General features: G+C 65.6%; 17 protein-coding genes and 1 tRNA gene. 8 read left to right on the top strand and 10 right to left on the bottom strand.

Annotated elements, in window-relative coordinates; genetic code table 11:
* Nucleotides 1-93 precede the first annotated feature (93 nt).
* The 3 genes from ON44_RS27865 to ON44_RS27855 form a co-directional block, all read right to left on the bottom strand.
* On the bottom strand, nt 94-1,074 hold the full coding sequence (locus ON44_RS27865; protein ID WP_040695322.1) for a ribose-phosphate diphosphokinase: 981 nt from the start codon (nt 1,072-1,074) through the stop codon (nt 94-96).
* Entirely contained in the window at nt 1,071-2,561 is a 1,491-nt protein-coding gene (gene glmU / locus ON44_RS27860) for a bifunctional UDP-N-acetylglucosamine diphosphorylase/glucosamine-1-phosphate N-acetyltransferase GlmU (protein ID WP_040695320.1), read from the bottom strand. The genes ON44_RS27865 and glmU overlap by 4 nt, the downstream gene beginning before the upstream one ends.
* 94 nt (nt 2,562-2,655) lie before the next feature.
* Nucleotides 2,656-2,726, bottom strand: a tRNA-Gln gene (locus ON44_RS27855).
* Nucleotides 2,727-3,031: 305 nt separating this feature from the next.
* On the opposite strand from ON44_RS27855, the gene ON44_RS27850 reads away from it, so the two are divergent.
* The 6 genes from ON44_RS27850 to ON44_RS27825 all read left to right on the top strand — a co-directional run bounded on the left by ON44_RS27850 (nt 3,032) and on the right by ON44_RS27825 (nt 11,592).
* Nucleotides 3,032-3,646, top strand: a complete 615-nt coding sequence (locus ON44_RS27850) for a TetR/AcrR family transcriptional regulator (RefSeq protein WP_040695318.1) — start codon at nt 3,032-3,034, stop codon at nt 3,644-3,646.
* A 181-nt stretch (nt 3,647-3,827) separates the two neighbouring features.
* Nucleotides 3,828-4,475, top strand: coding sequence for a TetR family transcriptional regulator (locus ON44_RS27845; protein WP_040695316.1), 648 nt, complete (start codon nt 3,828-3,830; stop codon nt 4,473-4,475).
* Between the two features lie 205 nt (nt 4,476-4,680).
* Nucleotides 4,681-8,346, top strand: coding sequence for a transcription-repair coupling factor (mfd, locus tag ON44_RS27840; RefSeq protein ID WP_040695314.1), 3,666 nt, complete (start codon nt 4,681-4,683; stop codon nt 8,344-8,346).
* 188 nt (nt 8,347-8,534) lie between these two features.
* The gene (locus ON44_RS27835) at nt 8,535-9,167 is read left to right on the top strand and encodes a nucleoside triphosphate pyrophosphohydrolase (protein ID WP_169338105.1); all 633 of its coding nucleotides are present in this window, start codon (nt 8,535-8,537) and stop codon (nt 9,165-9,167) included.
* Nucleotides 9,168-9,298: 131 nt separating this feature from the next.
* Entirely contained in the window at nt 9,299-10,390 is a 1,092-nt protein-coding gene (locus tag ON44_RS27830; RefSeq protein ID WP_040695312.1) for a glycerol dehydrogenase, read from the top strand.
* A gap of 251 nt (nt 10,391-10,641) precedes the next feature.
* Nucleotides 10,642-11,592: a phosphodiesterase gene (locus ON44_RS27825; RefSeq protein ID WP_040695310.1), complete on the top strand. Its 951-nt coding sequence runs from the start codon at nt 10,642-10,644 to the stop codon at nt 11,590-11,592.
* On the opposite strand, the gene ON44_RS27820 is transcribed toward ON44_RS27825, so the two are convergent.
* Nucleotides 11,543-12,994 (bottom strand): stealth family protein, encoded by a 1,452-nt coding sequence (locus tag ON44_RS27820; protein ID WP_373283216.1) that lies wholly within the window; start codon nt 12,992-12,994, stop codon nt 11,543-11,545. The two genes, ON44_RS27825 and ON44_RS27820, sit on opposite strands and share 50 nt — an antisense overlap.
* Nucleotides 12,995-13,670: 676 nt before the next feature.
* On the opposite strand from ON44_RS27820, the gene ON44_RS27815 reads away from it, so the two are divergent.
* Together ON44_RS27815 and ON44_RS27810 are read left to right on the top strand one after the other, a co-directional pair.
* Complete coding sequence (locus ON44_RS27815) at nt 13,671-14,147, top strand: hypothetical protein (protein ID WP_040695306.1); 477 nt, start codon at nt 13,671-13,673, stop codon at nt 14,145-14,147.
* 189 nt (nt 14,148-14,336) lie between these two features.
* A complete protein-coding gene (locus ON44_RS27810) occupies nt 14,337-14,912 on the top strand; it encodes a TerD family protein (protein WP_040695304.1) in 576 nt (191 codons plus the stop codon).
* Here the strand turns inward: ON44_RS27810 and ON44_RS27805 are convergent.
* The 6 genes from ON44_RS27805 to ON44_RS27780 form a co-directional block, all read right to left on the bottom strand.
* Nucleotides 14,894-15,808, bottom strand: coding sequence for a putative PEP-binding protein (locus tag ON44_RS27805; protein WP_083898188.1), 915 nt, complete (start codon nt 15,806-15,808; stop codon nt 14,894-14,896). The two genes, ON44_RS27810 and ON44_RS27805, sit on opposite strands and share 19 nt — an antisense overlap.
* Before the next feature lie 66 nt (nt 15,809-15,874).
* Entirely contained in the window at nt 15,875-17,281 is a 1,407-nt protein-coding gene (locus ON44_RS27800; protein ID WP_040695300.1) for an MATE family efflux transporter, read from the bottom strand.
* Between the two features lie 151 nt (nt 17,282-17,432).
* Nucleotides 17,433-18,464 carry a PLP-dependent cysteine synthase family protein gene (locus ON44_RS27795; RefSeq protein ID WP_040695299.1) on the bottom strand — a complete coding sequence of 344 codons (1,032 nt, stop codon included), beginning with the start codon at nt 18,462-18,464 and terminating at the stop codon, nt 17,433-17,435.
* A gap of 53 nt (nt 18,465-18,517) precedes the next feature.
* Complete coding sequence (locus ON44_RS27790) at nt 18,518-19,879, bottom strand: type III PLP-dependent enzyme domain-containing protein (RefSeq protein ID WP_051182533.1); 1,362 nt, start codon at nt 19,877-19,879, stop codon at nt 18,518-18,520.
* Nucleotides 19,880-20,028: 149 nt separating this feature from the next.
* Nucleotides 20,029-21,039, bottom strand: coding sequence for an ornithine cyclodeaminase family protein (locus tag ON44_RS27785; protein ID WP_174415146.1), 1,011 nt, complete (start codon nt 21,037-21,039; stop codon nt 20,029-20,031).
* Nucleotides 21,011-21,648, bottom strand: a 638-nt coding sequence (locus ON44_RS27780; RefSeq protein ID WP_040695295.1) for a TauD/TfdA family dioxygenase, incomplete at its 5' end; no start/stop codon positions are given. The genes ON44_RS27785 and ON44_RS27780, both read right to left, overlap by 29 nt.

Below are 21,648 nucleotides of genomic sequence, written 5' to 3'. Positions count from 1 at the left end.
CCCTACCCGCCATGGGTACCACGCCGAAGCAAGCCTTACAAACAGAAATGTCGCGGCCCGGACCCTGGTCCGAGCCGCGACGAAGTGTCAGCGCTACGCGTTGCCGTTGAAAAGTCCGGTGACCGAACCGTTCTCGAAGACCTCGCGAATCGTGCGAGCCAGCAGTGGCGCGATCGACAGCACGGTCAGCTGCGGGAACTTCTTTTCCTCGCTGAGCGGCAGTGTATTGGTGACCACGACCTCCTTGGCGCCACAACTGGCCAGGCGCTCGGCAGCCGGATCGCTGAGCACGCCGTGCGTCGCGGCGATGACCACGTCACCGGCACCGGCCTCCTTGAGCACCTTGACCGCGCCCGCGATGGTGCCACCGGTGTCGATCATGTCGTCGATCAGGATGCAGGTGCGGCCCTCGACCTCACCGACCACGCGGTTGGCCTTGATCTGGTTCGGCACCAGCGGGTCGCGGGTCTTGTGGATGAACGCCAGCGGCGAGCCGCCCAGCGAGTCGGCCCACTTCTCAGCGACGCGCACGCGACCGGAATCGGGGGAGACCACGGTGATGTGCTCGAGGCTGTAGTTGTTGCGCACGTACTCGGCCAGCTGCAGCTGGGCGTGCATGTGATCGACCGGGCCGTCGAAGAAGCCCTGGATCTGATCGGTGTGCAGGTCGACGGTGATGATGCGGTCCGCGCCCGCGGTCTTGAGCAGGTCGGCGACCAGGCGGGCGGAGATGGGCTCGCGGCCGCGGTGCTTCTTGTCCTGACGGGCGTACGGGTAGAACGGCAGCACCGCGGTGATCCGCTTGGCCGAACCGCGCTTGAGCGCGTCGATCATGATGAGCTGTTCCATCAGCCACTGGTTCAGCGGAGCCGGAAAGCTCTGCAGCACAAAGGCATCCGAGCCGCGCACGGACTCCTCGAACCGGACGAAGATCTCGCCGTTGGCGAAGTCGCGCGCGGTCTGCGGGGTGACGTGGACGTCGAGTTCCTTGGCCACCTGCTCGGCCAGCTCAGGATGAGCGCGTCCCGAGAAGAGCATCAGGTTCTTCTGGTTGTCGATCCATGACGCGGTCACTGCTGTTTGCCATCCTTTTGCTCGATTGCCTGACCCGACATCTCTTTGGTCGCGATGGCTTCCGCCGCCGCCTGTGCCGCGTCCGTCCCCGGACGGTTGCGCTGCACCCAGCCCTCAATGTTTTTCTGTGGTCCACCTGAAACCGCGAGTGCCCCCGGCGGAACGCTTCTACGCAGCACAGTACCCGCCGCCGTATAAGCGCCGTCACCCACCGTCACCGGTGCGACGAACATGGTGTCGCTGCCGGTCCGCACATGCGAGCCGACCACGGTGTGGTGCTTTTTCACACCGTCGTAATTGACGAAAACGCTGGAGGCGCCGATGTTGCTGTGCTCACCGATGGTGGCATCGCCGACATAAGTGAGGTGCGGCACTTTGGAGTGCGCGCCGATCGATGCGTTCTTGGTTTCGACGAATGCGCCGAGCTTTCCGGAATCGCCGACAACGGTGCCGGGGCGCAGATAGCTGAACGGTCCGATATTCGCACCGGGACCGATCACGGCCTGATCACCGTGGGTGCGAACGACGTGCGCGCCGTTGCCGACGATGACATCGGTGAGCGTGGAATCCGGTCCGATCACGGCATCCTCACCGATGACGGTGCCACCGAGTAACTGCACACCCGGCCGGATTTCGGCGTCCCTGGCGATTTTCACGTTCGCGTCCACCCAGGTGGTCGCGGGATCGATGATCGTGACCCCGGCGCGCATATGCCGCTCGAGGATGTAGCGGTTGAGGGTGCGCGCGGCCTCGGACATCTGCACCCGGTCGTTGACGCCGGTGACCTTGGCCGAGTCGAGCAGCCGTGCGCCGTGCACCGGATGTCCGGCCTCGCGAGCCAGCCGCAGCACATCGGTCAGGTACAGCTCGTGCTGGGCGTTGGCGGTGGACAGGCGTCCGATCATGGTGCGCAGCACGGCCGCGTCGAAGGCGTAGACACCCGAGTTGACCTCGGTGATCGCCGATTGCGCCGGGGTGGCGTCGGCATGTTCGACGATTTCGGTGACCTGGCCGTCGGCATTGCGGACGATGCGGCCGTAGCCGTTCGGGTCGTCCGGTTCGAAGGTCAGCACCGTGACCGCGGAACGTTCGGTGTAGCTGCGGTGTTCGTCGAGCAGTGCGGACAGGGTGTGCCCGTCCAGCAGCGGCACATCTGCGGAGGTGACCAGCAGGTCACCGGTGAAATCCTCGGGAACCGCCGCGAGCGCGCATTGCACCGCGTGGCCGGTTCCGAGCTGTTCTTCCTGAATGGCGGTGGTGATGTCGCGGCCGAGGTCGGCGGCGACGGCGGCGACCGCGGCGCCGACTTGTTCCCGATCGTGTCCTACCACCGTGATGAGGAACGCGGGGTCGATCTCGTTGGCCGCATGCAGCGCGTGCGCGAGCATGCTTCGACCGGCCAGCGAATGCAGCACCTTAGGAGTCTTCGACCGCATTCGCGTCCCGGCACCGGCTGCGAGAACGACGACGGCGGTCTGCTGTGGCATGGATCTCCCTCGGCTGCCTGTCATCGTGCTTGGGGCTGTCGTCGTGCTTGGTCAGCGATGTGCGCGGCCAACGATAAGCCATCGTGCCGGTGTGCTCCGCCGCCAGGACTCGAACCTGAACTATCTGAACCAAAATCAGAGGTGCTGCCATTACACTACGGCGGATTGTCACACCGGCGGGATCCGCGAAACCCGCCGCTGCGCCAGCGGCACGGCATGAATCCTCGCATGAAGACCTCCCGTTCGTCGAACTGCTTCGCCGAATTAGGGGGTACCCATCGCCCCGATCTTTCCGCACCGTTCGCGTTATCTGGGCAAATGTCGAAATCGGCCCTTCGATCGCCGTGTTCGGCGGGGCGACGCGCGCGCGGGCGGAGCTGTCTGGAACAGTTGTCGGCAAAAGTTCGGGTCATGCGCAGGGAGGCGGGGCATTGTCTTCGGGTGAACCGCAACGAGTGTCCCGGCCGCGGATGACGGGTACTCAGCGGCGGCAGCAGTTGATCGAGATCGGTCGCGCACTATTCGCCGAGCGCGGCTACGACGCGACCTCGATCGAGGAGATCGCACAGCGGGCCCAGGTCTCCAAACCCGTGGTGTACGAACACTTCGGCGGCAAGGAGGGGCTGTACGCCGTGGTCGTGGACCGCGAGATGTCGATGCTGCTGGACATGATCACCTCCTCGCTCACCCAGAATCGGTCCAGAATTCGGCTCGAACAGGTCGCGCTCGCACTGCTGACCTATATCGAGGAACGCACCGACGGATTCCGAATCCTGGTGCGCGACCAGCCCGCAGCTACCGCGGAGGGCCGCTACTCGAGCCTGCTCAACGAGGCCACCAACCAGGTCGCGCATATTCTCGGCGGCGATTTCGAGCGCCGCGGCTTCGATACCAGTCTGACCGGTTTGTACGCGCAGGCATTGGTGGGCATGGTCTCGACCGCCGCGACCTGGTGGCTGGACGAGCGCAAACCGTCGAAAGAGGTTGTGGCGGCGCATCTGGTGAACCTGTGCTGGAACGGCCTCAGTCATTTGGAAGCCCAACCGCAGCTGAGCTCGGAATGGCGCGCCGGTACGGGGGATTGACCGCGTTGGTAGCCAGCAAATTGCGCAGTGTGCCCGTCCGAATGCTCGAATTCGCTGGCGCGCGCTCACCTGGTGGTACGGTTCACCCATCCTCAGGGTGCTGTTCGAGCGGTAAGTCGGTCTACTTCGGGATGTCGGTCTACTTCAGGATGGCTGGTTTTAAGGATGACAGGCGGATCTGATGGCTAGGCAAGCGCGCGCGGAGATCACCCGCGATTCCGTCCTGGCGGGCGCTGCCGATGTCTTTCTGCGCTTGGGATATGCGAATGCGAGCCTGAGCGAGATCATCGCGCAGTCGAACGTGACCAAGGGCGCCTTGTACTTTCACTTCGGTTCGAAGGAAGAGCTAGCGCGCGCCGTGGTCGACCAGGGCAATGAGCGTCTGGTCAGTTCGTGCCAGGGTTTCTTCGATCCGAGAGTGCCCGCGCTCGAGGCATGTATCGGGATCACCTATGTCGTCGCGGACCTATCCATGAACGATCCGATGGTCGGCGCGATGCTCAAGCTGACCCATCAGATCGGCGACTACCGCGGCGCCCAGGGCGACAATATCGCCAAGACCTGGGGCGATACCTACCGAGTACTATCCGAGCGGGCCATCGCCCAGGGCGACCTCGAGGCCGATCTGGACGCCGAGGTGATCGGCCTGCTACTGCAGGAAATGACCGCGGGCGTGCATATCACGGCGGTCGGCACCGATTCGATCGATCAGATGGCGACCCGGATGGAACGGGCCTGGTACTTCCTGCTTCCGGCGATCGTGCCCCCGGAGAAACTCTCGTACTTCCGGGAATTCGCCGCCCGTCGCCTACGCCGCTACGTGCCGTAAAACGTGTCACAGCGCGTTGGTAGGTTGTGACGTGTCGACTGATTTCGTGAGCACATGGGTACGCCCAGAACTCGACCTCCCGCTCGGCCGCCGGCCCGCCACGACTGCGTGGTGACACCTGACGACCGGCAAAAGACTCGGGGAGACGGGGAAGCCTAGACTCGGTTGGCCGTCCTAAAACCTCGCCTGAGCTCAGGAGTGTTCGATGTCCACCCACCGTCCACCTCTTGCCGGACTGGCCGCGGTGGCCGGGGCCGATTCGGCCTTGCGGACCGTCGCTGACCTGGTCGGGAAGTCGCCGGTCGAGTTGGTCGGGCCGTCGGCGGTGCGGCCGTTCGTCGCGGCGACGATTGCGGCCCAGCGGCCGCTGGTGGTGGTGACGGCGACCGGGCGCGAAGCCGACGATCTGACGGTCGAGCTGGAGGAAATCCTCGGCGCGGCGATCGCACAGTTCCCGTCCTGGGAGACGCTGCCGCACGAGCGGCTGTCGCCGGGTGCCGACACCGTGGGGCGCAGGCTCGAGGTGCTGCGGCGGCTGGCGCAGGATTACGGCATCGCGAAGCGATTCGATGAGGGGCGGTGGTCGGGCGACGGGCGGGCGGATCTGGTATTCCCGGAACCGCTGCGGGTCGTGGTGACGACCGTTCGCTCCCTGATGCAGCCGATGGCTGCGAGCCTCGGCGATATCGAACCGATCGTGCTGCGCGTCGGCGCGGAGTTCGATTTCGACGAATTGCTCTTGCGCCTGATCGAATTCGCCTACACCCGGGTCGATATGGTCGGCAAGCGCGGTGAGTTCGCGGTGCGCGGCGGCATCCTCGATCTGTTCCCGCCGACCGCCGATCATCCGGTGCGCGTGGAGTTCTGGGGCGACGAGGTGACCGAGCTGCGGCCCTTCGCGGTCGCCGACCAGCGCTCGCTGACCGATCTGACGGTGGATGTTGTCATCGCGCCGCCGTGTCGAGAACTGTTGCTCACCCAGGCTGTTCGCGAGCGCGCCGCCGAGGTCGCGGTGGCGAATGCCGCCGATGCGGCGCTGGTCGAGATGTTGGAGAAGCTCGCCGAGGGCATTCCGGTCGACGGGATGGAGGCGCTGCTGCCGGTGCTGCAGCCCGGCGAATTGCGGCTGCTCACCGAGATTTTGCCGGAGGGCACCCATCTGCTGTTGTGCGATCCGGAGAAGATCCGCACGCGCGCAGCCGATCTGGTGCGCACCGGCGAGGAGTTCCTGGAGGCATCGTGGACCGCCGCGTCATTCGGCGGCGCCGCGCCGCTGGGCGGACACGGACTCGATCTGGCCGCCTCCGGTTACCGCGCGCTGCCCGAAATCCATAACAGCGCAAATGCGCACGGTCTGCCGTGGTGGAGTCTGAGCCCGCTGACCTCCGGCGATCCCGCCGAGGTCGTGCTGCCGGTGCTGGCCGGTCCTGCCGCGCGCGGATCCGATGAGCTGGTGGCGACGATCTTCGCGTCGTTGCGCGCGCATGTGCTGACCGGTGGGCGTGCGGTCGTGGTCGTGGCGGGACACGGTACGGCGCAACGCATTCTGGAACGGCTCTCGGATGCCGACGTACCCGCAGCTGCCTTGACAGCCGGTGCCGAGCCGACACCCGGACTGGTCGGTGTGCTGTGCGGTTCGCTGCACGACGGGTTGGTCTTCGATGACGCCGGTCTGGTGGTCGTCGCCGAATCCGACCTCACCGGCAACCGGGTCACCGCACCGGCGGAGGGAAAGCGGCTACCGGCCAAGCGCCGCAACCAAGTCGACCCGCTTGCGCTGAACGCCGGCGATATGGTGGTGCACGATCAGCACGGCATCGGCCGGTTCGTCGAGATGATCGAACGCACCGTTGGTGGGGCGCGGCGGGAATACCTGGTCATCGAATACGCGCCCGGTAAGCGCGGTCAGCCCGGTGACCGGCTGTTCGTGCCGATGGAATCGCTGGATCAGCTCTCGCGCTATGTCGGCGGTGAGATGCCGAGTCTGTCCAAGCTCGGCGGATCCGACTGGGCGAATACGAAACGCAAGGCGCGCAAGGCGGTTCGCGAGATCGCCGGTGAGCTGGTACAGCTGTACGCGGCGCGCCAGGCCGCGCCCGGACATGCGTTCGGTCCGGACAGTCCGTGGCAGAAGGAGATGGAGGACGCGTTCGCGTTCACCGAGACCGTCGACCAGATGACCGCCATCGCCGAGGTGAAGGCCGATATGGAGAAGGCGGTCCCGATGGACCGCGTGGTCTGTGGTGATGTCGGCTACGGCAAGACCGAGATCGCCGTGCGCGCCGCATTCAAGGCGGTGCAGGACGGTAAACAGGTCGTTGTGCTGGTGCCGACAACCCTGCTGGCGCAACAGCATCTGCAGACCTTCACCGAGCGTGTCGGCGGATTCCCGGTGACCGTGAAGGGGCTGTCCCGCTTCACCGATCCGGCCGAGTCGCGCGCCGTGCTGGAGGGGATGGCGGACGGTGCCGTCGACATCGTGGTCGGTACGCACCGGCTGCTGCAGACCGGCGTGCGGTGGAAGGATCTCGGCCTGGTCGTCGTGGACGAGGAACAGCGTTTCGGTGTCGAGCACAAGGAGCACATCAAGGCGCTGCGCACGCACGTCGACGTGTTGACCATGTCCGCGACGCCGATTCCGCGCACCTTGGAGATGAGTCTGGCGGGCATTCGCGAGATGTCCACCATCCTCACGCCGCCGGAGGAGCGGCATCCGGTGCTCACCTATGTCGGCGGGTACAACGACAAGCAGGTCACCGCCGCCATTCGGCGTGAGCTGCTGCGCGACGGCCAGGTCTTCTACGTGCACAACCGGGTGTCGTCGATCGACAAGGCCGCCAAGCGGATTCGGGATCTGGTGCCCGAGGCACGGGTGGTGGTCGCCCACGGTCAGATGAACGAGGACATGCTCGAGCGGACCGTGCAGGGATTCTGGGAGCGTGAATTCGATGTGCTGGTCTGTACCACCATCATCGAGACCGGGCTCGACATTTCCAATGCGAATACGTTGATCGTGGAACGCGCGGACGCTCTCGGCCTTTCGCAGCTGCACCAGTTGCGTGGGCGCGTCGGCCGTAGTCGTGAACGCGGGTACGCGTACTTCCTCTACCCGCCGGAGAAGCCGCTCACCGAGACGGCCTACGACCGGCTCGCCACCATTTCGCAGAACTCGGATCTCGGCGCGGGTATGGCGGTGGCCATGAAGGACCTCGAGATCCGTGGTGCCGGAAATGTGCTGGGCGCCGAGCAGTCCGGGCATGTGGCCGGTGTCGGCTTCGACCTGTATGTGCGGCTGGTCGGTGAGGCGGTGGAGGCGTATCGGGCCGCCGCCGACGGTAAGCCGATTACGACCGAGGAGGTCAAGGAGGTCCGCATCGACCTCCCGGTGGACGCGCACATTCCGCCCGACTACATCACCAGCGATCGGCTCCGGTTGGAGGCGTACCGCAAACTTGCTGCGGCGCAAGATGCTCCGGGGCTGGAATCGGTTGTCGAGGAGCTCGTCGACCGGTACGGGCCGCTGCCCGTCGAGGTCGGCAGGTTGGTGTCGGTGGCGAAACTGCGGCTGCTGGCTCGCGAATACGATGTCACCGAAATCGCGGTCACTGGAACCACATTGAAGGTTTCGCCGATGAGCTTGCCCGATTCCAAGCAGATGCGGTTGAAGCGCCTGTACCCGAGCGCGGGCTATCGCGCGGCGAGTGGGGTGGTGCAATTGCCGCTGCCCCGGGTGGAGGACAGTGTCGGCGCCGACCGGGTGCGCGACGTCGTCCTGTTGCAGTTCGTTGCCGACCTGTTGCTGCAGTTGGATGGCAAGCCGAAGGGCTTCGTCGAGCTGCGAGTCGCCACCGAAGCCACGGCGGCTCGATGAGTTCGGACCGCGACGAAGCCGTTCTGCGGGCCGCCAGGCATGCGGCAGCGGAGGCCGGGCGGGCCAATGGTGCCCACGATCACGCGGTGCCCGAAGCGATCGCCGATGATCTCGGGCGGGCCGCGGGCGAATCGAGCCGAACCGATGCCGCCCTGGTGGCGGCGGGGTTAGGCGACGCCGTCGAGGTGATGGACCGGCTGTGGAACTTCGGCGGCTGGGAGGTGACGCAAACCCACGACTCGCTGCGCCCCTATCTGCTCGAGGAAACCTACGAACTCCTCGACGCCATCCAGCACAACGACGCCGAAACCATCAAGGAAGAACTCGGCGATCTGCTGCTGCAGGTTCTGTTCCACTCCCGAATCGCCCAGGCCGCAGGCGAATTCACCGTCGACGATGTAGCCGCCGCACTGGTCGCCAAACTCGTCAACCGCAGCCCGCACCTCGCCGACGAACCCATCGATCCGTCGGCCACCGTCGCGGAAAAGATCGCCGCCCAGGAAAAAGCCTGGGAGGAACGCAAATCCGCCGAAAAGTCCCGCCGCTCCTGCCTCGACGGCATAGCCATGGCCCAACCCGCCCTGGCCCTGGCCGAGAAGATCCGCTCCCGCAGCCTCAAAGCAGGCCTGCCCGAAGACCTGATCCCCGACACCCTCCGCACTGTCCACCTGGGCGGCGAAGACAGCGCCGAAGAAAGCCTCCGCAAGGCCACCTTGTCCTTCGCATCGGAAATCCGCGCCACCGAAGACGCCGCCGAAGCCGCCCGCGGCGAACGTATCCCGTTATCGGCCGCCGATTGGCGCAAGTACTGGTCGCAGTAGCCCGGCGGTCGGCAAGGATGGAATACACCTGATGGCTCACTCGGGGGCGCGTAGCGTTTGCGATACGGAGTCGGCGGTCGGGCAGCGCTGGTTCGGGCGCATCGGCGGTGTCCGCGATCGGGAGGTGGCAGATGCTGAGTGTGTTTTCTTCGCCGGGGCATTATGTGCAGGGGCGGGATGCGACGGGGGCTCTCGGGGCGGAGATGACGCGGTTGGGGATCGCGGGGCCGGTGATGATTGTGGCGGGGGCCAGTGCGCATCGGTTGTTGGCGCAGACGTGGCAGGAGTCGCTTACCGAGGCGAAGATCGAGTATTCGGTGCATCGGTCCGGAGGTGAGTGCAGTCGGGCGGAGATCGCGCGGGTGACCGCGGCCGTGCAGGAGAGCGGGAGCATGGTGGTGTTGGGGGCCGGTGGGGGAAAGGTGCTCGATACGGCTCGGGCGGTGGCCGATGATCTGGAACTGCCGATGATCAGTTGTCCTACGACAGCGTCCAGTGACGCGCCGTGCAGTGCGTTGTCGGTGATCTATACGGACGCCGGGGAATTCGAGGCCTATCAGCTGGTTCGGCGGAATCCGGCGTTGGTGCTGGTCGATACGTCAGCTATCGCGCAGGCTCCGGCGCGGCTGCTCACCGCGGGGATGGGCGATGCGCTCGCGACCTGGTTCGAGGCTCGGACCTGTAGTGCCGCGCGGGTCCGGAATATGCGCGGCGGCGCCTCCACCCGCAGTGCCACCGCATTGGCCGAACTCTGCTACAATACCCTGCTTGCCGACGGAACCCACGCCCTCGCCGCGGTCCGCAACCACACCGTCACCCCGGCCCTCGAACGCATCGTCGAAGCCAACACCCTGCTCTCCGGTTTGGGCTTCGAATCCTCCGGTCTCGCCGCCGCCCACGCCATCCACAACGGCCTGACCGCCGCCCCCCGAACCCACCCATACCTGCACGGCGAAAAGGTAGCCTTCGGCGTCCTCACCCAGCTGGTACTGGAAGGCGCTCCCACCGAAGAGATTTCAACGGTCCTCGAGTTCTGCACGTCGGTCGGCCTACCGACCACCTTCGCCGCACTCGGCCTGACCGACCCCGACAACCGAACCCTGACCGCCATCGCCGAGCGCGCCACCGCCCCCGGCGAAACAATCCACAACGAGCCCTTCACCGTCGACACCCCCATGGTCCTCGACGCCCTCCGCACCGCCGACGCCCTGGGTACGAAATGAGCGCGAAGTCTCCTGGCGGCGACGGTCCAGGCTCGCGGGAGCAGGGACTTCTCGGCTAGACGCGGTTCGGCCTCGAGCGTGCCGCTGAATCCCGGTGATCGACGACGAGGCTCCGATGACACCGAACTCTCACCTACCCGCAAGCAGTTCGTCACCGTGGGGCTGGCAGTCTGTCAATACGGCTTCGCTATCCTGGCGATGGAACCCGAAGCCAATGGCGGGCGAATCCGCCGGGGAGGACGTTCGGTCCGGTGCCCATCAGCAGAGTCGCGGAGCACCCGCGACCGAATCATGTGCTGTTCCATTTCAGCGATACCCATTTGATCGCCGGCGACGGCGAGTTGTACGGCGACGTGGACGCGGATCTGCGTCTTCGACAGTTGCTCGACCAGGCCGCGGCCAGCGGCATCCGCCCGACGGCGATCGTCTTCACCGGTGACCTCACCGATAGGGGCGAGCCGGACGCGTACGAGAAGCTCCGCGCCATGGTGGAGCCGTTCGCGCGCCGATTGCGCGCACCGATCGTATGGGTCACCGGCAATCACGACGATCGCGGCGAACTGCGCCGGACTCTGCTCGGCGAGCGCCCGTCGACGAAGCCGCTGGATCGGGTGCACATGATCGACGGCCTGCGCATCATCGCCCTGGACACCAGCGTCCCCGGCCACCACTACGGCGAAATCCGCGACGAACAGCTGGCCTGGCTGCGATCGGTACTCGCCGAACCCGCCCCGTTCGGCACGATTCTGGCGATGCACCACCCGCCGGTGCCGTGCGTGCTCGATCTCGCGGTGACCGTCGAACTGCGTGATCAGCGCAGGCTGGCCGATGTGCTCGACGGCACCGATGTGCGCGCGATTCTTGCCGGGCACCTGCACTTTTCGACCAGCGCCACCTTCGCGGGCATCCCGGTCTCGGTCGCCTCGGCGACCTGCTACAGCCAGGATCTGGCCGTCGCCGACGGCGGCCTGCGCGGCCGCGACGGCGCGCAGGCCTTCAACTACGTGCACATCTATCCGGACACCATCGTCCACTCGGTGGTCCCGATCGATCGCGGCCCGACCGTCGGCTCCCCGTCCACCCCGGAAGATGCGGCGCGAAAGCTGGCCGAGGAGGGCATCGTGATCCCGCCCGCCGCGCGCATCCCGCGGGTCATGCGGCGCCAGGCGCAGACTCCGGAAGACGATGAGGCCGTGCACTGACCCGTTCCCATGGCGCGCGCTCCGGGAAGTAGGCGGACAGGAACTCCGACACCGCGCGCACCCGGTCGGCCTCCGTGACTTCGGGGAAACTGCCGTCGTTGAGGCAGAAGAAGTCGACATCACGGTTTACGGCGAGTGTGTCGAGCAGTGCGAGCCCGCGTTGACTCGTGGTGTCGACATAGCGCATCCGCGCCATCTCCTGCGGCACCGCGCGCCCGGTGAGCATGGCGTAGTAGTGGTACAGCGAATTCGTCACCGAAATATCGGTGGCCGCACGGAATCTGCTCGCCCTGGTCCGCGCGAAGTCGGTGGCGAACTCCTGCTCCATCTCCAGTAATACGCTGCGCCGCAACGGAACCGGGGTGTGTTCCAGATGCCGGGTGATGACATGTCCGAACCGCCCGGCCAGCAATTGCCGGTTCACCCGCGCCGCATTCTCGAAACCACTGCGCCGCTCGTTATTTCGCCCCGGTCCGATCCGGGTGCCTGCCTCGATGAACCGGCTCACCCCGGCCGGGCTGAAGAACATCGACGGACGCACCGGCCGGGCGAAGAACATATCGTCGTTCGAGTACAGGAAATGCTCGCTGAGCCCATCGATATGCTGCAGTTGGCATTCCACCGCATGGGAATTGAAGGTGGGCAGCCCGCTGGTATCGCTGAAGTGATCGATCGCGCGCACCACCGTCACCCGCGGATGTTCGTCGAGCCATTCCGGCACCGCGGAATCGGTCGCGATGAAGATCCGCCGAATCCACGGCGCGTTCTTGTACACCGAGCGCAGTGCGTACTTCAGTTCGTCGATCTGGCGGATCCGAGCATCCGCGTCATCGCCCTCGCCGACTACGACCTGGGCCAGCATTCCCGCACGGCGGGCCCGGAATTCAGGATCGGTGCCATCGACCCAGGAGAACACCAGATCGATATCGAAGCCGACATCGGTCGGCTGTGGTGCGAACATATCCGCCAATGTCGGCCAATTGCGGTCGAACAGGCGAATTTCCGTGTGCTCGACATCGGCTAGGTCGAAGACATTGCGGGTGAACGCATTCGGCCGCGGGCATTCGACGATGTCGCCGTGATACTCCCACAGCTCCAGATCCACGTAATGCGCCGGATCGGCATCGCGACTCAGCCGAAAAACATTGTGCTGCACCTCGGCACACGCGAAACCCGCGGCAATCGCGGTGGTCGTCACCCGACGCACCATCGTCTGGTGCGCGGCATCCGCGGCCAGTGCCAGCCGATGTCCACTATCGCGAATCAGCAGGAACGGCACCTCCGCGGCCGCCAACTCGCCGCGCAGATAGCCCAGGTCGTCCAGTATCGCGGCCGAGACGACAAGATTGCCTGCCGTCGGCCACGCCACCATATCGACCGCGCCGGAATTCCTTGCCCGCATATCAACCATGTGTCTGCTCCCCACGTCCGTATGTGTGCCGAAATGTCCCGTGGTGCCGCCGCGCTACAACCCGGGCACCGCCGCGGACGACGTCGATGGACGTCGCCTGCGGTTGCCGTGCCCGGCGCGGCTGAATTCAGAAATTCGGGACGATGCCGTAGTGCAGGAACGAAGTGATCAGCCGGGTCTCAGACGATCGGTACACCATGTCGTTCTCACCTCACTCACGGCCGGACGCAAATGCGTCTTCTTTTGGGGTAGTGCTGTCGGCGCGGGCAAGGCGCGGCGGCCGAGCGGACCGAGAGCAGCACGCGGGCCGGACAGTCATCGGCCGGCGAATGGAGAAGCCCTGCTGAACAGGGTGCTATCAGCAATGATGCATCGAGTGTGCCGACCCGTCAATCCGGACACCCAAGAGGTGTCCCGGACAGGAGGCTGGCCAACTTGTCCGATTGAAATTAGGGTAGCCTCACCGCATAATACCCGAGCGAGGAGATGGCCCGCGACTGGGCCCGGCCGTCGCCCGGCACCAGCGATGCCGTATCGGTGTCCTGAGAGGTGCCTGTGAGCACTTCGGACAAAGGTCGCAGCGCCAGCGAACAAGCGCCACAGCACCTTAGACTTGCAGGCAACGTGGCACAGCCCGCCGCGTTGCAGCGATCAAGAGGTGACGAACATGGCAGCCGGAGCGAGCCCCGTGCAACGTCAAGACCACTCTACGGCCGATCATCCCGAACTGGACGTACTCCCGGAATGGCCCCAGGAGACGATCGCGGTGCTGGTCACCACCGACCCAGCGCCGCACGCGATTCCGGTGTCCTGGCCGGTGCGCGCGGATGATCGGCGGATTCTGCTCAGCCTGAAATTCGATCGCGGTTCGCTGGCGCGCTTGCGCGAACGGCCCGATGTCGCACTGCTGATTCTCGGCGGTGGCAATGTCGCGCTGTGCGCGCGCGGGCAGGCGAGGGTTATCGCCGAGGAAATGCCCGGTGCGACAGACTATGTCGCGGTCCAGATCGATGTCGAAGTCATCGATGACCACCGGCAGTCGGCCTTCGCGGTGGCGCACGGAATCGAGCGCACCGTCCTCGACGCCAGCGAATTGCATGCGCTCGAAGGGCGCGTGCAGACTCTGCGCGGGTGGGGCCGCTAGCGACTGCTTGCAGGTCGCTCGAAAAGGGCCGCTAGCGACTGCTTGCAGGTCGCTCGAAAAGGGCCGCTAGCGACTGCTTGCAGGTCGCTCGAAAAGATCGGCATCCAGAACTGAACCGGCACAAGGTGTCCGGTACAGAGTAATAATCGTGATGAAAGGCGGCGCGAACGCGTCGAATGGAAGGGGATCATGAGCGTCACATTGGCCAAAGGCGGAAATGTCTCGCTGTCGAAGCAGGCCGCCAACCTCACCAAGGTTGCGGTGGGGCTCGGTTGGGATGTGCGAACGACCACCGGGGCCGATTACGACCTCGATGCGAGTGCGCTCGCCACCGGGCCGAATCAGCGCGTGCTGTCCGATCAGCACTTCGTGTTCTACAACAATCTGCGCTCGCCCGAGGGCACGATCGAACATACCGGTGACAATCTCACCGGTGAGGGCGAAGGCGACGACGAGGTGATCAATGTCGATCTGGCGGCGACGCCGCCGACGATCACCAATATCTTCTTCCCGGTCTCCATTCACGATGCCGATGCGCGCGGACAGTCGTTCGGCCAGATCCGCAACGCCTACATCCGCGTGGTCGACGCGACCACGGGCGCCGAGCTGGCCCGGTATGACCTCACCGAGGATGCGTCTACCGAGACCGCCATGGTGTTCGGGGAGTTGTACCGGTACGGCAACGAATGGAAGTTCCGTGCCATCGGTCAGGGCTATGCCTCCGGGCTCGCGGGTATCGCCCGCGATTACGGCGTCAACGTCTGATGGGCGTGCGGGTGGTCGGGATCGGACCCGGCCGCCCGCTCTGCCTCGTATACCGCGATCGCGGCACGCGTCTTGCGCTTGATCGCTTGCAGCACATCGAGATCCGGCAGGTCCGCGAACTGCTCACCCAGCACTTCGGGCAGATCGGAGTAGTGCAGCACGCATTCGTCGACGCCGAGGTTCGCGCAGGCCGCGAGCAGGTCCGGATGCAGATAACCCGCGACCGCGGTCCGCACGCCCGCGGCGGCGGCCACCATGGTGACGCGCTCGATCGCACGCAGCAGCGGCGGAACCGGCCGAACCGGTCGTAGGCTGGCGCGCGCCTGGCCGAGCAGCAGCGAGGACAGATCGTTGCAGCCGATTACCACCCGTGACACCCCGGTGGTCACGACCCGGTCGACCTCGAGCAGCAGCGACGGGATCTCGATCATGGTGGCGACCGGGCAGTCGCCGATCACGGCCCTGGTTTGCTCGATGGCCCACTGCAATTCGTCGACATAGGTGACGAACGGGAAAAGCACGCCGATATCCGCGCCCTCGTCACGCACCTGCGCAATGCCCTCGAGTTCGGCGACGAATGCGTCGGGAAAGCGACGCGCTCGGCGAATACCGCGCAGGCCGAGCAGTTTATGCGGCTCGTCGATGATCTCTTCGACGCCGTCGAGGATATTGCATTCGGCGGTATCGGCTTCCATGGTGCGATACCAGATCGTTCCGCCGGCCCGCTTCGCAATATGGCGCAGATATGGCACGAGATAACCCGAAACCGATTCGGGTGTCGGATATTTCCCGGCCGCGCGGAACACGTACTCGCCGCGCACCATCCCGACCCCGTCGAAGTGGTCGAGCAGTTCAGCGGAGATCCGCTCACAACTCAATGCCAGGCTCTGCCGCATTCCCCGCACGCTATCAGGTTGCTGCACAACACTTTCCGCCGCCCATTAGGTCCGGATTCTACGAGGTCAGGAAGGGGTGGGTAGGGATTGTGGGAGGGGACGGGGGTGGGCGGAGGCGGCGGCGTCGAGCAGGGCGAAGTAGCGGCGGAGCATGAGAACGGCCGTGCTGGCCAGACCCGCGGTAAGACCCCACCAGACGCCCGCGGCGCCCAGCCCGAGCGGGAAGGCCAGCAGCAAGGCCGTGGGCAGGCCGACGAGCCAGTACCCGACCAGGGACAGGCGGAAGCCCGCCTTGGTTTCCTTCAGGCCGCGCAGCAGGCCGGTGCCGATGTTCTGTGCGGCATCGAAGAATTGGAGCACGATGCCGATGAGCAGCAGCGAGCGGGCCAGTTCGATCGTCGCGGTGTCGCTCGGTTCGAGGAAGGGGCTCAGCACGAGTTTCGGCGCGGCGATATAGACCACGCCGGTGACCGCGGCAACGATGCCCGCATGCTGCAGCGCCAACCAGGCCAGCGCACGGGCGTGGCCGTATTCGTCACGCGCGACGGTATGGCTGACCAGGATGGATGCGCCGTGCGACAGGCCGATCGCGACCTGGAAGACGATGTAGATGATCTGGTACACCACATTGTGCGCGGCCAGCGCGGCCGGTCCGATACTGCCCATCACCAGGGCGAGCACGGAAAACATGCCCGCTTCCGAACCGTAGGTGAGCGCGATCGGCGCACCGAGTTCGATCTCGGCTCGGATGGTCGGCATGTGCACCGGCCACGGACGCAGCGGCAGGGTGGCGCCGAGTGCCGCATCGGCGCGCACCATCGCGAAGAAGACGCCGAAGGTGATCAGGAAGACCAGTGAGGTCGCGACGCCGATACCGGTCAGTCCCAGAACGGGCAGTCCGACCCAGCCGTGCATAAAGGTAAGGGCCAGTACGAGATTCAGCGCCACCGAGCCGAGGGTGACCAGCAGCAGGGCCTGCGGACGCTGCATGCCGACGGTGTACTGCCGCAGTACTTGGAACCACAGGCAGGGCAGCAGTCCGGGCGCGAGTGCGAGCATGAGCGGTCGCGCGTCGGCGAGTACACCCGCGTCCTGGCCGAGCCATTGCAGCGCCCAGCCGAGTCCGATCAGCACTGCGCCGCCGATGATTCCGGCGAAGGTGGCGATCAGGAAACTCGAGCGGACGATATCGCGGACCTCCCCGTCCGCGGACTCACCACGCTTATCCGCCGCACTCACCGATGACGCGATCTGATTCCCGGTCCCGGTGATCAGCCCGACGCACATGGTGCGAATCTGGTTGAACAGCACCATCGCCAGCCCGCCCGCGGCGACCTCGCGCACACCGAGCGTGCCCATCAGTGCGATATTGGTAGTGGATACCGCGATCTGTGCGAGTTGGGTGAGTGCGATCGGTGCCGCCAGCGCGGTGAGCTGTCGCCCATCGGCACGGAAGGTGGACAGAGTCACCATCGCACCTCCACCGGTCGAATCCCGAAATCGATCGCCATGAGCCTCGTCCCAACTCGTCGCTGAGCTTCATTTGGGTTAGGCAACCCTAACGAGGTGATCATTTCAGACGTATCAGGTGTCACGCAACGGTGATCGAAAGCGCGCGTGTGCTTCATCGCGCTTCCACGAGTTGGTCGCGTCGAGTGGGAGCGTAGCGGTCGAGCATGGCGTGCACATCGCCTTCGGTGGCGGCGTCGAGAAGATCACGTTCGCGCATCCACTCGTCGTCGAAGACCGTGTCGAGATACTTCTCGCCGCCATCGCAGACGAGGGTGACCACGGTCGAGCCGGGTGGGAACTCCTCGAGGCGGGTGAGGGCGGCGTGTACCGAGCCGCCCGCGGAGCCGCCGATCATCAGGCCCAGCTTGGCCGCGACCGCGCGAGCAGTGGCGAAGGCCGCGACATCGGAAACCTTGACGCCCTCATCGAGCAGCGAATAGTCCACGGCGGTGCCGATGGTGGCGCCGGGCGGGGTGCCGGTACCGGACTGCCAGTACGGCCCGCCCGGCCCGCCGAAGGCGATCGATCCGACGGGCTCCACGCCGATGACCCGTGGCGTGCAGCCGAGTTGGCGCAGTCGGGTCGCGGTGCCGAACAGCGAACCGCCGGTGCCCACCGCGGAGAGCAGGATATCGACGCGCTCCACGTCCTCCAGCAATTCTTCGGCCACGGCGTAGTAGCCGACCGCGTTCGCGTCGTTGTTGTGCTGTTCGGTGAAGTACGCGTCCGACTGTCCGGCCGCCATCGCCTCGGCCAGGTCTTCCCGCGCCGAGGTGGCCAGGTTGTCGTCACCGTCATCGGCGACGAATACCAATTCCGCACCCATTGCTCGCATCGCGCGCAGCTTGTCCTTACATGCGTGGTGATCGACCACTGCGGTGAAGCGATACCCACGTTCGGCAGCTACTACCGCGAGGCCGAGCCCGGTATTCCCGGATGTCGACTCGATAATATGCCCGCCATCTCGCAGCAAACCCCGACGCTCCGCATCGTCGATCATCGCGCGTGCCATCCTGATCTTGGCCGCACCCGTCGGATTGAACTGCTCGAGTTTGAGCAGCAGCCGGGTGCCGGTCGCGGTGGTCGCCAGTTCGAATAGCGGGGTGCGACCGATCAGATCCGTCACGCGCGTGACGAGCGGCATGGAGGTCTCCTCGTTCGGGGCCGTAAGGGGTATTGGTCGAAAGGGGTGCCGGATCATCCGGCGTCGAGCGTCCAGCGGAGTCGATCACCGGTGTCGTGCAGGACTACCTTCGGCGGAATCGGCAGTTCGTGAAAGGCTGATTCGTTCGAATCCATTTGGTAACCGGCGGTATTCGGATAGATCAGCAGATCGCCGACCTCGGCCCGTCTGGGTAACGGGATGCGCCGCCAGCTGAGCATGTCGGACTCCAGACAGCTGGCCGCACCGACGCAGGTCGGGGTGAGCTCGCCGGGGCGCGGCGGCCACAGTATGGGATCGGGGAGGTATTCACTGTCGAACCACTGCTCGGACAGGCTCAGGCTGGTGCCGTCGACGGTGAGCAGTCGGTAGGGGTGACCGTCGATATGGCGGGTCTTGCTGCCCTGCACCCGGAAGACGCTGGATCCGGCGCGGTCGAGCAGTGCCCGGCCGGGTTCGACGGCGAGCCGGATATCGTTGTCGCGCAACCGTTCCGCTAGGGCGTTGTGCTCGAGGACGGTCATGAGCATGGCCGGGCCGGGCGCCGGAAAGTGGTAGGGGTAGTACGAATCGAAGGACTTCCCCGCGTGGAACCACTGACCGTTCGCGTGATCGCTGAACTCCGACCAGGCGCTCGCGGGCACATAGTCGACGCCGAATCCACCGCCGATGGAGATGGTGTCGGCCGGATGGCCCAGTGTGCGCGCATCCAGGCAGCGGGTGATCAATTCATCGGCCTGTTCGGCGCGTGCGACCGCATCGTAGCCGGACAGGTGGAAGCTGAAGCCCTGCAAGCGAATCGATTCGTGACCGACCGTGCCGGATGCGCCGATCACCGAAATCGCGCGGTCCAATTCCTCGGCGGTCATGCCGAATCGGCTCGCGGATCCGTTGGGCAGCACGCGAAGTAGTACGCGGGCCGCGGCGGCCGGGGTGGTGAATGCGGCCAATCGGTCGAGCTCGTCGAGACTGTCCACGGCGATCAATGCGCGGTGGCGCACGGCAAGCCAAAGGAGATCGTCGGATTTGGCGGGACCCGTGACCATCAGCTCGTCACCGCGGACACCCTGTGACAGTGCGGCATTCAGCTCGCCATCACTGGAAACGTCTACGCCCGCACCATTTTCGGCGCAGGCACGAGCAACACAGGCCGCCTTGTTGGCCTTCTTGCCGAAGTAGACAACCCCATCCACATCGGCCTGCTCGAATGCCTGCTGAAACCCGTTGATATTCACCGCGACCCGTGACGGATACATCACATGGAACGGCCCACCGATCGCAAAGGCGATATCGCCGAGCAGATTCGGATCGGTGAGGAGCCTGCGTTCCCAGTCATCGGTGTGTGCGGGCAGCGCAGGCGCGCAGATGCTCAGCAGCCCCCGCACTGCCGCCAGCACAGCGGGATCGGGGGTAGCTTCGGTACTCGACGGATGATCGCCGAGTTCGACCTTGTCGCGGGTCGAGCCGTCGTCGAACTGCAGCGTGCCGTCGGGTTCGGCGGTGCCGGGGACGCGCACCTTCTTGTCGAACTCGACGGCGCCGATGTCTAGTCCCACAGGGGCACCTCCGTGCCGCGGCCCTCGGCGATGGCTCGTTCGGCGAGTGCGTGCGCGACGGCGATATCGGTCAGCACCAACCCACTGTTGTAGACGAAGATCCGCTCGTCGTCGGAGCGCCGGGCGATCGCGCGACGGCTCAGGATCTGTGGCAGTTCGGCATCGACGGTCCGCAATCTGCCATCGGGACCGGCCATATCGATGCCGGTCAGCGCCATTTGCTCGGCGCTGGTGGCGATTACGCGATCGGCGTCGACCAGCGTGGACGGCGCCAAACCGTAGCCGACGAGCACCACGGTGGATCCCGGTGCGAGATCCTCGGATTCGATCCCGACCTCGGTACCCGGGCCGGCCGTCGCCAACACCACATCGGCGGTACCGGCGGCCGCGCGCGGATCCGCGACGGTCTCCAGCAATGCGTGCGGGTTGTATTCGGCGAGGTAATCGCGCACCGCCGCCAGACCCTCCGGATGGGTGCCGTACAGCATCAACTTGCGCAGCTGCGGATTGGCGGCGAGCAAGTGCGGCAGGGCATTTCGGCCCTGGGTGCCGGTGCCGATCAGCAGCACGCTCTCCGCGCCGCGCCGTGCGGTCTCGCGCACCAGCAGCGCCGACACCGCCGGGGTGCGCAGCGCGCCGACCCTGGCGCAGTCCATCATGGCGATCGGCGCGCCGGTGCTGTCGTCGTAGAGCGTGATGGTCGTGTAGTAGCGCTTGGTGCTGCGGTCGTGGCCGGGATCGAATTTGTAGGAGGTCTTCATCGCGACCACCCGGCGACGGCCGTCACGCCCGAGCATGGCGTAAGCCACCGACCAGCCGTCCGGATTCGCGACGCTGAGTTTGCGCGGATTATCCGAATCACTCGCGGCGAAGGCGAGATACGCTTCCTCTACCGCGCGCACCACATCGGCGGGCGTGATGGGCACGTCGGCGAGATCGCTGCGGCTCAGCACACGCAGTGGTGTGCTCCGGTCACGAGTACTCAACGGTTCCTCGATCATGTTGTTTCGTATCCAGCCTTACTGCGGTCCGGGTGGTAGCCCGGGCCGGTACACCGTCGATCGCGAGCGGGTTGCTTGCCGCTCGGAACGGGGCGACGATCCGTTGCCCATAACCATTTTCGTCGGCCTCGGCGGCCCGCCGTCGGCGTTCGGGCAGGCGGATATTGACGCGCTTGAGCCAGCGGTCGGTGCCGTCGTAGCGCGCGGTGAACGGTACCCGACCGTGTACGGCCACGTCATTGTCCACCAGCAATAGCTCGCCGGGGGCCAGTGCGGCGGTGGTGCAGACGCGTTCGAGCTCCGCGGTGAGGCGCGCGTATGCCAGCCGGAATTCGGTATCGGCATCGTCGAGCGGGGTGTATGCCGGATCGTAGCGAAGCGTCAAATCTGCTGTGTCGACGGCTGATTCGGCGCTCCACAGTGTCGGCAACGGTAGTGCTGAATAGCGCTCGTGACCGGTGCCGTAGGAGACGTCGGGCAGGATCGGCAGGGTCGGCGTGCCCAGCAGTCGGCGCTCGTCATCGGAGAGCTCGGTCCGACGCACCGAGGACACGGTGGTGCCGACGCCGTCCGGATTGCGCAGACACGCCAACATCAACAGGTTTGCCC

Source organism: Nocardia vinacea NBRC 16497, assembly GCF_000308835.1.
GTDB lineage: Bacteria > Actinomycetota > Actinomycetes > Mycobacteriales > Mycobacteriaceae > Nocardia > Nocardia vinacea.
Note: the sequence above shows the minus strand (reverse complement) of the source record. Positions and strands in the feature narration are given on the sequence as shown.

Excerpts from the sequence above, each read along its gene's own strand:
- ON44_RS27785 (WP_174415146.1), bottom strand. The coding sequence starts at position 21,039 with ATGATCGAGGAACCGTTGAGTACTCGTGACCGGAGCACACCACTGCGT.
- glmU (WP_040695320.1), bottom strand. The coding sequence starts at position 2,561 with ATGCCACAGCAGACCGCCGTCGTCGTTCTCGCAGCCGGTGCCGGGACG.
- ON44_RS27810 (WP_040695304.1), top strand. The coding sequence starts at position 14,337 with ATGAGCGTCACATTGGCCAAAGGCGGAAATGTCTCGCTGTCGAAGCAG.
- ON44_RS27805 (WP_083898188.1), bottom strand. The coding sequence starts at position 15,808 with ATGCGGCAGAGCCTGGCATTGAGTTGTGAGCGGATCTCCGCTGAACTG.
- ON44_RS27835 (WP_169338105.1), top strand. The coding sequence starts at position 8,535 with ATGGACCGGCTGTGGAACTTCGGCGGCTGGGAGGTGACGCAAACCCAC.
- ON44_RS27845 (WP_040695316.1), top strand. The coding sequence starts at position 3,828 with ATGGCTAGGCAAGCGCGCGCGGAGATCACCCGCGATTCCGTCCTGGCG.
- ON44_RS27800 (WP_040695300.1), bottom strand. The coding sequence starts at position 17,281 with ATGGTGACTCTGTCCACCTTCCGTGCCGATGGGCGACAGCTCACCGCG.
- ON44_RS27820 (WP_373283216.1), bottom strand. The coding sequence starts at position 12,994 with ATGCGGGCAAGGAATTCCGGCGCGGTCGATATGGTGGCGTGGCCGACG.
- ON44_RS27815 (WP_040695306.1), top strand. The coding sequence starts at position 13,671 with ATGGCAGCCGGAGCGAGCCCCGTGCAACGTCAAGACCACTCTACGGCC.
- ON44_RS27795 (WP_040695299.1), bottom strand. The coding sequence starts at position 18,464 with ATGCCGCTCGTCACGCGCGTGACGGATCTGATCGGTCGCACCCCGCTA.
- ON44_RS27850 (WP_040695318.1), top strand. The coding sequence starts at position 3,032 with ATGACGGGTACTCAGCGGCGGCAGCAGTTGATCGAGATCGGTCGCGCA.
- mfd (WP_040695314.1), top strand. The coding sequence starts at position 4,681 with ATGTCCACCCACCGTCCACCTCTTGCCGGACTGGCCGCGGTGGCCGGG.
- ON44_RS27830 (WP_040695312.1), top strand. The coding sequence starts at position 9,299 with ATGCTGAGTGTGTTTTCTTCGCCGGGGCATTATGTGCAGGGGCGGGAT.